The following is a 13,724-nucleotide window of genomic DNA, read 5'->3' on the forward strand; positions in this document are numbered from 1 at the left end:
AGTTGTGAAGATGGTAGCACCAGCGTTGTGACGGGTGCCCGAATGCATGCCGCTGACCGGACTTTTGCCGAAACGGAGTCACATTCCATCCCCCCTACTGAGAGGGCCACCAGCCCTCTGGGTTCAAAGGCCCGCCATTGTGACGGATCTCGAAGTACAGACCAGGCGCGATCGCCTCGCTGCCCTCGCCGGCCACGGCCATTTGCTCGCCGGCGCCGACACGGTCGCCTTCGGCCACCAGGATTTCCTCCACATTGGAGTAAAGCGTCAGATAACGCTCGCCGTGATCCACGATCACGAGGAAGCCATAGCCCTGCATCCAGTCTGCGTAGACCACCCGCCCGTAATGTACCGCACGCACGGCCGCGCCGTTCTCCACGTCCAGCACGGTCCCGCGCCAGCGCGAGCGCAGGCGGCTGCCCCGGGAGTCATTGAAGCTGCGGACCACCCGGCCGTCCGCCGGGCGCGGGAGTTCGCCCTCCAGTTCGGAGAAGGCCACATCCGGCTGCGCGGGGGCTGAGTCGTCCGGGGCCTCGGCGCGTGCCGCGCTGCGCGCCTCAACCTCCTCGATCACCGCCTCCAGCGTCTCGGCATTCCGCTGCAGCCGTTCCAGTTCCAGGGATTCGTCCTCGATGGCCACCTCCAGTTCCGCCATCGCCTGGCGCTGGCGCGCTTCCTCGCGTTCGAGGTCGGCAACCGCCGCACGGGCCTGCTCTTCCTGCTCCGCCAGCACGGCGCGTTCGCGCTCCAGATTCTCGCGCGCCGTTTCCAGGGCCTCGATCCGGTCGCGCAGCACCTCCAGTGCCTCCTCCCGCGCGTCGCGAATGCGCGCGGCGAACACCGCCTGATGACGGCCCCCACCGGATTGCCCGTCAATGCGCCCGGGATGGCGCTCGCGCTGCCACTGATCGCGCACCAGCCGGGCTGCCGCGCGGCGTTCATCCTCCAGGCGCTCACGGGCCGCCTCGACACGGTCCTCTTGATCGGCGACCACCGTCTCCTGCCGCGAACGGGCCTGGGCCAACTCGCGCAACTCCCGGCGCGAGGCCTCGGTCCCGCGGGCGGCATCCGCAAGCAACCCTTCCAGCTCCTGCAGGGCCGCCTGGCGTTCTTCCTGGCTGCGTTCGAGATCCTGGATCGCATCGCGGGTCTCGCGCAATTCCGCCTCCGGCTCCAGGGCCGCCGCCCCGGACGGGGGCAGAAAGCCGACCAGGAACACGCACCAGAACAGGGCGCGGAAACCGCATGAGTGACTCGAGATTGCGCAGATTCGCATATCGGGGTACGTTTAGGTTCTTATATTCTGACCCGGTTGCGAGGATTCCCCTCGCTCGCAAGAGAGGTGTGCCGTGAGCAACGAAACGGTTGAAGACGATCTGTACGTCGAAGACGGCCTGATGTCCCAGGACGAGGACATCGAGCGTGCCTCGCGCTCGCTCAAGGCCATGTCCCATCCGCTGCGCCTGAAGATTCTCTGCATTCTCGGTGATCGCGAAATCAGCGTACAGGAAATCGTCGATCAGGTTGGGACGTCCCAGAGCAACATCTCGCAGCACCTGGGCATCCTGCGCGACAAGGGCATTCTCGCCACGCGCAAGGACGCAAACCGGGTCTACTACCGGGTGGGGGACTCCCGGACCCTGCGCCTGATCGGTATGATGCAGGACGTTTTCTGCAGTTCCTGACAATCACCCCTCCGATCCGGTCTCCCGAATGCTTGAACGCCTGCCCGAATTTCTCTCCAATCATCCCGTCCTGACCGGCGCCTTGCTGGCAGTGATCGGGATGATCCTGTTCGTCGAGCTGCGGCGCCTGAACCGCAAGTATCGCTCGCTCCCGCCCGCGGAAGCGGTGCGCGTGATCAACCAGGATGAAGCCCTGGTACTGGACGTGCGTGAGGACAACGAAGTCGCCGCGGGGCGCATCGGCGGTGCCAAGCACATCCCGCTCGGCAGCCTGAAAAAGCGCATGGGCGACATCGAGAAATACAAGGACAAGCCGGTGGTGGTGTATTGCCGCAGCGGCAACCGTTCGGCCAGCGCCGCCCAGCAGCTCACCGCAGCCGGGTTCCAGGACGTGGTCAACCTGCAGGGCGGCATCCAGGCCTGGCAATCGGCCAACATGCCCATCAAGAAGAAGTAATGCAGTTCGAGGTCTACTCCAACGGGCGCTGCCCGTTCTGCCTGCTCGCCCGGCGCCTTCTCAACCAGCGCGGCTACCCGTTCGCGGAGTACGCCGTGGACCGCGAACCGGGCCTGCGCGCCGAGATGGAACAACGCGCCGGCGGCCGCACCTCGGTCCCGCAGATTTTCCTCGGCGAGACCCACATCGGCGGCTTCGATGAACTGCAAGCAATGGATGCCAGCGGCAAACTGGCGCGCCTGGCCAGCGACGCCGGGGTCGGGCCGAAGGCCGACCACACCCCCGGATAACCGGCGGCGCCGGCAACGCGCGCCATTCCGGTCCCCGGGGCCACATCGCCCCCGCACGGCACCTGCCCATCCCCCTTACAATACTCCGATTCAAGACGACTGCGAGACAACACCATGGCTGAAGAAAACTCCCCGAACAGCGGCAACGGCGCGGCGCAGGGCGAACAGAACGATCGCCCCGACTTCTCCATCCAGAAGGTCTTCATCAAGGATCTCTCGTTCGAGGCCCCGGACTCCCCCGAGGTATTCATGCGCGAATGGAAGGGCGAGACCAACATCCAGCTGAACACCAACGCGCGTCCGATCGACGAGGCTGCCGGGGCCTTCGAGGTGGAACTGGGCCTCACCGTGACCACCGAATCCGACGGCAAGACCGCTTATCTGGTGGAGATCAAGCAGGCGGGCGTGTTCATCGTGCGGAACTTCCCCGAGGACCAGCGCAACCACCTCCTCGGCGCCTACTGCCCGAACGTGCTGTTCCCGTTCGCCCGCGAGACCGTCGCCGATCTGGTGCTGAAGGGCGGGTTCCCGCAGCTGCTGCTGCAGCCGGTCAACTTCGAATCCCTGTACGCCCAGCACTTGCAGGAACAGAAGCAACAGGCCGGCGGCGAGCAGGCCGCACCCAGCCAGCCGGCCTGACCCGAGGCGCCGAGGGAAACACTGATTCATGTACACACTCGCGTTGGTACCCCAGGTTTTCCGAGACAAGGCGCGTCGCCCAGCGGGTAGTGGTTCTACCCGCAAGCGACGCAACGCAGGATCGGGGAACCTGGGGTGCCAACCCCACAAATCCATAAACGAAGGGGCTCGGCCGCCCGTTGTTGACCAAAACGGGCGTGGGAACGGCGTTGCGGTTCCCTTGTGCAGAATGACTGCACGGCAGTCACCGCGCCTTGTTCGCACGCAAAAGCGGCTCGAGCGCGAGCGTGTACATGAATCAGTGTTCCCCTAGGATGCGCATCGCGGTCCTCGGAGGTGGCTGCTGGGGCACGGCGCTGGCGCTGCATGCGGCCCGCCTGCACGACGACGTTGCCCTGTGGGTGCGCGATGACGCCACCGCCGCGCGGCTGGAGCACGAGCGCGAGAATGCCCGCTACCTGCCGGGCGAGCGCTTCCCGGACAACCTGCGCGTAACGGCCGACCGCGCGAGCGTCGATGACCGCGATCTGGTCCTGGTCGCGGTCCCCTCCGGTGCCTTCCGCGAGACCTTGCGCTGGCTCGCCCCGCGGCTTGGGCGCGAGCAGGTGGTGGCCTGGGCCACCAAGGGCCTGGAGACCGCCACCGGTGCCTGGCTGCACGAGATCGCGGAGCAGGAACTGGGCCCGGAGCGCCCGCCAGCCCTGATCTCCGGTCCCTCGTTCGCCGCCGAGGTCGCGCAGGAACAGCCGACGGCGTTGTCCGTCGCCTCCAGCGACGAGGGCCACATGGACTGCCTGGTGGAGGCCCTGCACGGACGCTCGCTGCGCCTGTATCGCAATACCGACGTGGTCGGCGTGGAACTGGGCGGCGCGTTGAAGAATGTCCTGGCGGTCGCCACCGGTATCGCCGATGGCGCCGGATTCGGGGCCAATGCCCGCGCCGCATTGATGACCCGCGGACTGGCCGAAATCCAGCGCTTCGGCGCTGCGGTCGGGGCCCGCCCAACCACCCTCACCGGCCTCTCCGGGCTGGGGGACATGATCCTCACCTGTACCGACAACCAGTCACGCAATCGGCGTCTGGGCCGGATGCTGGGCGAGGGGCTGGACCTCGACACCGCCCGCGCTCGGGTGGGGCAGTCGGTCGAGGGTGTGGAGACCGCCAGGGTCGCCGTCGCCCGGGCCCGGGCGCTGGAGGTGGAAATGCCGATCTGCGCCGAGGTCCACGCGGTGCTCTACCAGGGCCGCCCGGTCCGCGAGACCGTGCGCCGCCTGCTGGAGCGCGATCCCACCCGCGAAGAGGGATGATCCTCCGGGGACTGCCGCCCCGGTTCCCGTTCCCCGGCCCGGGGAGAACGCGGCACCCCTGCGGGCGCGTGCAGGACCCGCAGTCCCCGAAAACCCGCGCGCGACACCCGCACAATCGCCCGGCATAACCGGATGCGGCTACCGTAGGCCCATACGCGAACGCAACGGAGGCAGGGATGAGCAAGGCCTGGAAGGAGCTGGACCTGGAAGGCGGCGGACTGCAGTCCGTCAACGCCAGGCTCGCCCGCGAGATGCGCACCCGGCCCGCGGCCTACGCCGCCTGGGTCCTGTTTCCGCTGGGGCTGCACCGTTTCTACCTGCGCGAGCCCCTGGGGGGCACCAGCTTCCTGCTGCTCGGCGCCGCCACCCTCGCCTCCGTTCTTTTCGCGCCGGCCTCTTGGTGGCTCGCACCACTGGGCATCGGCGTGCTGTGGGCGCTGGTCGACCTGTGGTGGATCGACCGCCGGGTCACCGACTACAACAAGGAACTGCGCAAGCAGGTCTTCCTGCGCAAGGGTCACAAGCCACCGCAGGATTATCGCGGCCGCTACACCAGCGACGAGGATGCCCGCCGCGAATTGGACGAATACCGGCAGATCAAGGAAGCCGAAAAGCCCGGCCAGTCCGGACTCGCCGGGGCCAACGACCAAGACCGCGACGTGGGGGGCAAGCGGCGCATGCCCAGCTTCAACGAGCAGGAGGCCATGCTGCGCCAGATGCGCAAGGACCGCAACGAAGGCGACGACAAAGGCTGACCGCCGGACCCGGCGGGCCGCCCGGCTCTCCCAGCCGATTGGCGGCCCGCCAGCGCTCCCGGTCAGTTGTCGCCGGGGCGCCACACGCCGCTGGCTTCCTGCGGCGGCGGGGCGGCCTGCTTGCGGCTCTCGACGTCGACGAACACCGACTCGGTGAACTCGGACAGCTGCTTCAGGTATTCCTTGCGCTCGTTCACCGACTCGGGCATCTGCGCCACCATGAACCCGGTAATCGCACTCAGATACTGCACGGCCACGATGGGCTGCTGCGCCTTCGGATCCACCTCGGTCAGCACATCCTGGACCTTCTGGATGAGTTCGCCGGACAACTGCAGGGTATCGCTCATGGGGTTCCTCTCGCGGTTCGTAAACTAGTCGCCCACAGGCTACGGCATGCCCCGCCACCCCGAAAGTGGACGCAGGATGCGCGGGCCTTTCCTGCTGCTCACCACCAAGCGCCCGAAAAACCAAAGAGCATTTACAGGAAGAAGGGAAGGTCGGAAGGATTGCTTTGGATGAAGGTGCATTGGATGCATAGCCCCGAACACCCACTGCGAAGCGCATGGGATTTCCACCCCTTCATTCTTCCTGTCTTCCCAACTTCCTGTTAATCGCTCTTTACGGTTTTCGTCGTGGTGGAAGACCGGGGTCGTCAGGGACCCCGGCGGTCGTCTTCGGCGCGGGCCTCGGGGGCATCGTCGTCCACGTCGAAGTCCTCGTGGACGCGGTCCGGCGGGATCGCCCACGGCTCGCTGGGGGCGACCGTGTGCTCGCCCGGGCGCGGCGCATAGCGCTCGCCTTCCAGGCCACGCATCAGGCCCACCACCATCATCAGCATCACCAGCGAGAACGGCAGCGCGGCCAGGATGACCGCGTTCTGCAGGACCTCCAGGCCGCCCGCCAACAGCAGCACCCCGGTCACCAGGCCGATCGTCGCCCCCCACAGGACCAGGTGGATGGCACGATGTTCAATCGAACCATGCGCCAGCAACGTGTTGATAACCACGATGCCGGCATTGGCGGAGGTCAGCAGGTAGGTCGCGATCAGCACCGTGATCAGAACGGCGCCGGTCTTCGCGACCAACCAGGGCTCCAGGGTCTCCATCGTGGCGAAGGTCGCCATGGTGAGGTCCTCGGAGACCCGGTCGGCGATGTTCGCGATGCCCTCGACCTCGGCGTGCAGCGCCGTACCCCCCAGCAGGGCAAGCCAGAAGAAGGTGATCAGGGTGGGCACCAGCAACACGCCCATCACGAATTCGCGCAGGGTGCGCCCGCGCGAGATCCGCGCGATGAACAGCCCTACGAACGGCGCCCAGGCCAGCCACCACCCCCAGTAGAAGACGGTCCACTCCGAGTGCCACTCGTCCACGTGGTGGGCGTGAGTGTAGAGCGAAAGGCCGAGCAGGTTCTGCATGTAGCTGCCGCTGGACTGCACGACCAGGGCCAGCAGGTACTGGGTCGGCCCCGCCAGCAGCAACAGCCCGAGCAGGGCAACGGAGAGCCAGAGGTTGGCCTGGCTGACCCGCTGCACCCCGGCCTGCATCCCGGTCACCACCGATACGATGGCAACCACGGTCAGCAGCGCGGTCAGCATCAGCAGGCCGCGATCCCCCTCCAGCGAGAGACCCACGGTGTGTGCCAGTCCGGCCTCCAGTTGCTGGATGCCCAGACCCAGGGTGGTCGCGATCCCGAACACCGTGGCGATAATCGCCAGCAGATCCACCAGGTCCCCCGGCCAGGTATGGCTGTACTTGCCGATCAGGGGCTGCAGGGCCGAACGCAGGGCCAGCGGCTGGCCCTTGCGAAAGCCGAAATAGGCGAGGATCAGCGCCAGCAGGGCGAACACACCCCAGGCGTTGAGCCCCCAGTGGAAGTAGGTCAGGACCATGGACATATCCGCGGCCCCGGCCTGGTCGCCATTGTCGATCAGGAACGGGTTGCCGCCGTAATGCGACAGTGGCTCGGCCACCGCCCAGAACAGCAGGCCGACGCCCATGCCCGCGGCGAACAGCATCGACAGCCAGGACAGCGTGGTGAACTCCGGCACCTCGTCGTCGCGCCCCAGGCGCACGTTCTTGTAACGACCGACCCCGAGCCAGATCACCATGACCAGGAAAAAGGCCATGACCACCACGTAGTACCATTCCAGCAGCGGCGTAATGAAGGTGCGCGCATCGCCCACGACCGCGCCCAGCTGTTCTGTACGGTAAACCCCCAGCAGGGCGATGATCACCACCAGGATCAGCGCCAACGGCGCAACGCGCGGATTCAGCCCCTTGAACGGGCCGCGGGTGGCAACGTTGTACATCTCGCGTCCTTTCGCTGGTGCGTCGGGTTCTCGCAGGAGCGGGGCAAGAGCTCGGCGATTGCCGGTGCCGGCCGACCGCTCAGGTGCCCGTGGCGTCCGTCGGCTGCGCACGGGTAGCCGTGCGGAAATCCTGAATGACCTGGTGCACGAACGCCAGCTTGGCGATGGCGGTGGCCGTCAGGACGAAGGGATAGACATGCGGATGACCCATGCTGCGGTTCAGGCTGTTAAGCGCGCTGACCAGCGGCAGCCAGTGTTCCAGCAACAGGTCGAAGCTCGCCGTGGCATAGGCGTCAAAGGCCGGCACCTGTCCCTGTGCCCCCAGGCGGGCTGACGGGCCTGCGGCGGGGACGATGTCCATGTTGTAGGCCGAGGCCGTGTCCAGGGTGTCCACGATATGCAGGTAGTGGGCCCAGGTCTCGGCCCAGTCCTCCCAGGGATGCGAACTGGCATAGGCGGAGACGAACGAGGCCTGCCAGTCCGCCGGCGGCCCATGGGCATAGTGGCGCCGCAAGGCCCCGTCATAGTCCGCGCGCTCGTCGCCGAAACGCTCGCGAAAGGCCTCATGCCAGTGAGTGCCACGGATCAGGCGATCCCAGTAGTAGTGCGCGGACTCGTGACGGAAGTGGCCGAGGATGGTGCGGTAGGGTTCGGCCATGGCCTCGCGCATGCGCTCGCGTACCGCGGGGTCGGCCTCGGCGATGTTGATGGTAATCAACCCGTTGGCATGGCCGGTGACCACACCGCCGCCCTCGCGGAATTCGGGAGCCGGATCGGCCAGAAAGTCGAACGCCAACCCCGCCGGATCATTCTTTCGCGGCACCACCGGCAGGCCCAGACGCAGCAGCCCGTACACCAGTCGCCGTTTCTCGGTCTCCAGGCGCTCCCACAATCGCGCGTTGCCCGGCACGCTCAGGTCGGGGATGGTCCGATTCAGGCGGCAGGCCCGACAGAAAGGCTCGGCTTCCTCATGTGGCACCATCCAGTTGCACACCGCGTCCACCGCGTAGTGCCGGCACTGGCGGTAAAACAGCCCGTCCGGCTCATCGGCCACCCGCCACAGGCCGCCGGGGATCGGTCGCCCGCGGGCCCCCACCGCTTCCCCCGCCGGCACCAGGGCGGAGACTTCCAGGCGGTCTGGCAGGAATCCCAACCGGTGGCCGCATCGGGTACAGAAGGTATTGTCGAAATACACCCCCTGACCACAAACCTCGCACTCGAATAACTGCATCGCGCTCCCCGCTGGCAAGCTCGCCGCGAACCTCCACTCGGCGGGCATCCCTTCAGACTACGCCGATCCCGCTGCGCCGTCGCGGTGCCAAGCCCCGCGCGACAGACATCACTCGCCCGGCCCCGCGGACAGAAGATCGTCCACCCGCTCCAGCACCAGCGGATGCGACAGGATGCCGACGTGCGTCGTCGCCACGCCGAAGACCGAGGCCGCCTCGCGCTGGGCCGGCGGGTGCAGCATGCTGGCCAGCGTGACCACGCCGTCCGCGGTGGAGCGCGCTCCACCCTCCCCGCGCTGGTACCCGAACAGCAGATGCAGTTCGGTCGCCTCCGCCGCCGGATCCGTGAACAGGCCCTCCAGGTAGTCGCTGCCCGGTGCCATGTCGCGCCAGACCGGGATCACCACTGGCGAGCGTTCCACACCCCGCCGGGCGCGCTCGTGCCCGGCCCAGGGCGTGGACAAGGTGATCATGACCGGCACCGGCGCCGCCGCCTCGCGTCGGGCGCGTTCATTCAGAAAGCCACGAGCGACCAGCCCGCCCATGCTGTGCGCCACCACCGGCAGTGAATCCACGCCATGCCGCACTTCCAGCTCCTCGACCACCTGTGCCAGGTGCGCCGCGGCCGACTGCAGCGGCAGTCCGGACGCGTAATAGTAGAACCACGGCTGATAGCGCTCGCGATCCACGGCCTCCAGCAGCCCGGCAAAGTCCCGCGGGGAGCCGTTCATCCCGTGGACGAACAGCACCGGCGTCCGTGCCGGATCGTAGGGCTCCAGAAAGTACACCCCGGCATACCCCTCCAGCACGAAATCCAGCGGACGCCATTGGCTGCCGCGCGCCACCTCGGGCGCAAAGCGCGGATCGCCCAGGTGGATAATTTCGCCAAAGGCCGTCACCCGGCCCAGGCTCAGCGGCGCCATGTCCGGGCTCGCTGGATCTGCCGAGCGGCGCGTCTCCGGCAGCCGAATGACATGGGCCAGACGGTCATTGCCATCCAGGCGGACGTCGATCCCGGTCAGGCGACCACCGGGACCGCAGTCCAGCGAATCGCCGCCCGCCACGTACTCGACCGGCGCGCCGGCCGGGTGTACACGATCGCCATCCTCGTCGCGGAAGGCCAGCACGCTGTAGCGCCCCGGCTCCAGGGCAAAGAACCAGTTCCCGCCGCGCGCACTGACTACGTGGTCCACAGGCTCGGGTACCACGACCCCGGCGACGGGCTCACGAAACACCGCCACCACGTAGGGCCCAATCCGCTCCGCCCCATCCCCGCCTTCGTCCGACCCGACCGTGCCGCTGATCACACAGGTCCCGCCGATGCGCGCCAGCTGCTCCCGCGCATCCAGCAGCGAACACCCCGCGAGCCCGCACGCCAGTGCCAGGACCGTCCACACCCGTACCCAAGCCATTTCGAACATCCCCAGACGCCATCTCCCGATCCCCAAGTGTAGCGACCCGGAAAGCCAACCGGCGGCCCATTCCCACCAACCGCAACATCCGGCCAGCCACCGCAAGATCGTCGAAGGCACTCCGCCTAGATGCAGCTAGGGTTACAGGTAAAAGCCGGCCCGCCGCACCCGACCCGGCCGGTCAGCCACGCCACGACAACGCCCACCCGGAGCGCGGCCGGGTGAAGCCTTGACCCGCAGGAGGTGCATCATGCCCAAACGCGACATCCGGCCCACCGGGCCCGTATCCCGGCTCGCCTCGGCCGCGGCGGCCCTCGCCATCGTCGCCGCCTGGACAGCGGCGCCGGCGGACCAGGACCCGGCCTTCATCCACGAACCCGACTCCCCCGACCTCGAATGGGCCCCGTGCCCGGACTTCATGCCGGATGGCTGCCGGCTCGCCATCCTGCAGGGCGACCCGGCGCAGCCCAATGCCGACGTCTTCTTTCTCCTTCCCGGCAATACCACCGCGCCCCGCCACTGGCACACCAGCGCGGAACGCATGGTGCTTGTCCGCGGCGAGATGGAGGTGGACTACGACGACCAGGATCCCGTGGTGCTGCGCCCGGGCACCTATGCCTACGGCCCCGCGAGGCGGGCACATGCCACCCACTGCATATCGGACGAGGACTGCATCCTGTTCATCGCATTCGAGGAACCGGTGGACGCGCACGCCACCCGCGACCACTGAGTCGGACATCACCCAACCACCACCGGATGCGGCCATCGACCGCCTCCCTCTCTGTCTGCGCCCGGACAAAAGGCCCGCTCGGAGGCGGGCCTTGTTGGATCGCAAGGGGTCCTGGACCGATCAGGCGGCCTCGGCCGCCCGGGTGAAGGCGAGCTGGTCGCCGGCCATGTCCACCTGGATCGTGTCACCGGGGCCGAACTCGCCGGACAGCAGCGACTGCGCCAGCGGGTTCTCCAGCTGCGTCTGAATGGCCCGCTTGAGCGGACGTGCGCCGTACACCGGGTCGAACCCGGCCGCGCCCAGGTGATCCAGCGCGGCCTCGGTGATGGTGATCGACAGGTCGCGCTCCTCCAGCCGCTTGCGCAGGTACTGCAGCTGGATGTCGGCGATCGCGCGGATCTGCTCGCGTTCCAGCGGATGGAAGACCACCACGTCGTCCACGCGGTTGATGAACTCGGGGCGGAAGTGCTGCCCGACGATCTCCATCACCGCGCCCTTCATCGCGTCGTAGTTCTCCTCGCCGGCCATCTCCTGGATCTGCTGCGAACCCAGGTTGGAGGTCATCACGATCACCGTGTTGCGGAAGTCCACGGTGCGCCCGTGGCCGTCCGTCAGGCGCCCGTCGTCCAGCACCTGAAGCAGCACGTTGAAGACATCCGGATGCGCCTTCTCGACCTCGTCGAGCAGGATCACGGAGTACGGCTTGCGGCGCACGGCCTCCGTCAGGTAGCCGCCCTCCTCGTAGCCGACATAGCCCGGGGGCGCCCCGATCAGCCGTGCCACCGAGTGCTTCTCCATGAACTCCGACATGTCGATGCGCACCATGGACTCCTCGGTATCGAACAGGAACGATGCCAGGGCCTTGGTCAGCTCGGTCTTGCCGACCCCGGTCGGGCCGAGGAACAGAAACGAGCCGTTTGGCCGGTTCGGATCCGCCAGTCCCGCCCGCGAGCGGCGAATGGCATTGGCCACCGCACGCACGGCCTCGGACTGGCCAACGACGCGATCGCCGATGGCCTCTTCCATGCGCAGCAGCTTGTCCTTCTCGCCCTCCAGCATCTTGGCCACCGGGATGCCGGTCCAGCGCGACACGACCTCGGCCACCTCCTCGTCGGTCACCTTGGTGCGCAGCAACTGCGTCTCCTGGCTCTCCATCTCGTGGGCCATGGCCAGCGACTTCTCCAGATCCGGGATGCGCCCGTACTGCAGCTCCGACATGCGCGACAGATCACCGGCACGGCGGGCGGTCTCCAGCTCGATGCGCGCGCGCTCGAGCTCTTCCTTCAACTGCGCGGCGCCGGAGACCGAGGCCTTCTCGGATTTCCACACCTCTTCGAGGTCGGAGTATTCGCGCTCCAGGCGCTCGATCTCCTCCTCCAGCGTGCCGAGACGCTTCTTCGACGCCTCGTCGGCCTCCTTCTTCAGGGCCTCGCGCTCGATCTTCAGCTGGATCAGGCGGCGCTCCAGGCGGTCCATGGACTCGGGCTTGGAATCGATCTCCATGCGGATGCGCGAGCTGGCCTCGTCGATCAGGTCGATCGCCTTGTCCGGCAGCTGGCGATCGGTGATATAGCGCTGCGACAGCTGCGCGGCGGCCACGATCGCCGGGTCGGTAATCTCGATCCCGTGGTGGACCTCGTAGCGCTCCTTCAGCCCGCGCAGGATGGCGATGGTGTCTTCCATCGTGGGCTCGTCCACCAGCACCTTCTGGAAACGCCGCTCCAGGGCGGCGTCCTTCTCGATGTTCTGGCGGTATTCGTCCAGCGTGGTCGCGCCGATGCAGTGCAGCTCGCCGCGCGCCAGCGCCGGCTTGAGCATGTTGCCGGCGTCCATCGCGCCCTCGGCCTTGCCGGCGCCCACCAGGGTATGGATCTCGTCGATGAACAGGATCACGCGGCCTTCTTCCTGCGAGAGCTCCTTGAGCACGGACTTCAGCCGCTCCTCGAAATCGCCGCGGTACTTGGCCCCGGCCAGCAAGGCGCCCAGATCCAGCGAGAGCACGCGCTTGTCCTTCAGGCCCTCGGGCACCTCGCCGTTGATGATGCGCTGGGCCAGGCCCTCGACGATCGCGGTCTTGCCGACCCCGGGTTCGCCGATCAGCACCGGGTTGTTCTTGGTGCGGCGCTGCAGCACCTGGACCGAACGGCGGATCTCCTCGTCGCGCCCGATCACCGGGTCCAGCTTGCCCTGCTCGGCGCGCTCGGTGAGGTCGATGGTGTACTTGTCCAGCGCCTGGCGATTCTCCTCGGCGTTCGGATCGTCCACCTGAGCGCCGCCGCGCATATCGTCCACGGCCTTCTCCAGGGAGTCCTTGTTGGCACCGGCGTTGCGCAGCATCTCGCCCACACCGGCCTTCTCGTCGATGGCCGCGAGCAGGAACAGCTCGCTGGGGATGTACTGGTCCTTGCGCTCCTGGGCGAGCTTGTCGCAGACATTCAGCATGCGCCCCAGGTCGTTGGATACGTGCACCTCGCCTGCGGCGCCCTCCACCTTCGGCAGGCGATCCAGCGCCTCGCCCAGGGCGGAACGCAGCTGGCGCACATTGGCGCCAGCACGGTCGAGCACGTGGCGGATGGTGCCCCCCTCCTGGTCCAGCAAGGCCAGAAGCAGATGGGAGGGCTCGATGAACTGGTGGTCGCGGCCTACCGCGAGCGATTGTGCGTCCGCGATGGCGGACTGGAACTTGGTCGTCAGGCGATCCATTCGCATTAGGAAACCCCTCAATCAAATCTGGATGAATTGACACCAATGATGGGGGCAATCCCCTGAGCTTCAAGGATAGAAGGACGCACTCCCGCACAAGCCAGTCGGCACCGCGCCGGGCGAACATCTGGGTATTCCATCCGGAGGGCACTCGCCGCGTTCGCCATGCGGGTCCGGGCTATATGACCGGGACAGGGACGCACCGTCAT

Annotated in this window: 13 protein-coding genes; 7 read left to right on the forward strand and 6 right to left on the reverse strand. The window is 67.3% G+C overall.

The genetic code is table 11. The features are described 5' to 3' along the window. Positions 1–94 precede the first annotated feature (94 nt). Complete coding sequence (locus ACESLR_RS07320; protein WP_373024318.1) at positions 95–1,276, reverse strand: murein hydrolase activator EnvC family protein; 1,182 nt, start codon at positions 1,274–1,276, stop codon at positions 95–97. 73 nt (positions 1,277–1,349) lie between these two features. On the opposite strand from ACESLR_RS07320, the gene ACESLR_RS07325 reads away from it, so the two are divergent. From ACESLR_RS07325 to ACESLR_RS07350, 6 genes are all read left to right on the forward strand, one after another. Beyond that, entirely contained in the window at positions 1,350–1,685 is a 336-nt protein-coding gene (locus tag ACESLR_RS07325) for an ArsR/SmtB family transcription factor (protein ID WP_024327194.1), read from the forward strand. 28 nt (positions 1,686–1,713) lie between these two features. After that, complete coding sequence (locus tag ACESLR_RS07330; RefSeq protein WP_373066916.1) at positions 1,714–2,142, forward strand: rhodanese-like domain-containing protein; 429 nt, start codon at positions 1,714–1,716, stop codon at positions 2,140–2,142. Next, positions 2,142–2,432, forward strand: coding sequence for a glutaredoxin 3 (gene grxC / locus ACESLR_RS07335; RefSeq protein WP_373024316.1), 291 nt, complete (start codon positions 2,142–2,144; stop codon positions 2,430–2,432). Before ACESLR_RS07330 ends, grxC begins: the two co-directional genes overlap by 1 nt. A 114-nt stretch (positions 2,433–2,546) precedes the next feature. Continuing rightward, positions 2,547–3,071: a protein-export chaperone SecB gene (gene secB / locus ACESLR_RS07340; RefSeq protein ID WP_373024315.1), complete on the forward strand. Its 525-nt coding sequence runs from the start codon at positions 2,547–2,549 to the stop codon at positions 3,069–3,071. A 314-nt stretch (positions 3,072–3,385) separates the two neighbouring features. Next, positions 3,386–4,378 carry an NAD(P)H-dependent glycerol-3-phosphate dehydrogenase gene (locus ACESLR_RS07345; protein WP_373024366.1) on the forward strand — a complete coding sequence of 331 codons (993 nt, stop codon included), beginning with the start codon at positions 3,386–3,388 and terminating at the stop codon, positions 4,376–4,378. 176 nt (positions 4,379–4,554) lie between these two features. Next, complete coding sequence (locus ACESLR_RS07350) at positions 4,555–5,133, forward strand: TM2 domain-containing protein (RefSeq protein ID WP_373024314.1); 579 nt, start codon at positions 4,555–4,557, stop codon at positions 5,131–5,133. Between the two features lie 62 nt (positions 5,134–5,195). Here the strand turns inward: ACESLR_RS07350 and ACESLR_RS07355 are convergent, their stop codons facing one another. The 4 genes from ACESLR_RS07355 to ACESLR_RS07370 all read right to left on the reverse strand — a co-directional run bounded on the left by ACESLR_RS07355 (position 5,196) and on the right by ACESLR_RS07370 (position 10,091). Beyond that, entirely contained in the window at positions 5,196–5,480 is a 285-nt protein-coding gene (locus ACESLR_RS07355; protein ID WP_024327200.1) for a hypothetical protein, read from the reverse strand. 305 nt (positions 5,481–5,785) lie between these two features. Then, positions 5,786–7,441 (reverse strand): BCCT family transporter, encoded by a 1,656-nt coding sequence (locus ACESLR_RS07360; RefSeq protein ID WP_373024313.1) that lies wholly within the window; start codon positions 7,439–7,441, stop codon positions 5,786–5,788. A gap of 79 nt (positions 7,442–7,520) precedes the next feature. After that, complete coding sequence (locus tag ACESLR_RS07365) at positions 7,521–8,672, reverse strand: putative zinc-binding metallopeptidase (RefSeq protein WP_373024312.1); 1,152 nt, start codon at positions 8,670–8,672, stop codon at positions 7,521–7,523. 108 nt (positions 8,673–8,780) lie between these two features. Next, positions 8,781–10,091: a lipase family alpha/beta hydrolase gene (locus ACESLR_RS07370; protein WP_373024311.1), complete on the reverse strand. Its 1,311-nt coding sequence runs from the start codon at positions 10,089–10,091 to the stop codon at positions 8,781–8,783. Between the two features lie 241 nt (positions 10,092–10,332). Between ACESLR_RS07370 and ACESLR_RS07375 the strand changes: the two genes are divergently transcribed. After that, positions 10,333–10,812 (forward strand): cupin domain-containing protein, encoded by a 480-nt coding sequence (locus ACESLR_RS07375; protein ID WP_373024310.1) that lies wholly within the window; start codon positions 10,333–10,335, stop codon positions 10,810–10,812. Positions 10,813–10,932: 120 nt separating this feature from the next. On the opposite strand, the gene clpB is transcribed toward ACESLR_RS07375, so the two are convergent. After that, entirely contained in the window at positions 10,933–13,515 is a 2,583-nt protein-coding gene (clpB, locus tag ACESLR_RS07380; RefSeq protein WP_373024364.1) for an ATP-dependent chaperone ClpB, read from the reverse strand. Positions 13,516–13,724: the final 209 nt, after the last annotated feature.

It is taken from the genome of Thioalkalivibrio sp., assembly GCF_041685615.1.
GTDB lineage: Bacteria > Pseudomonadota > Gammaproteobacteria > Ectothiorhodospirales > Ectothiorhodospiraceae > Thioalkalivibrio.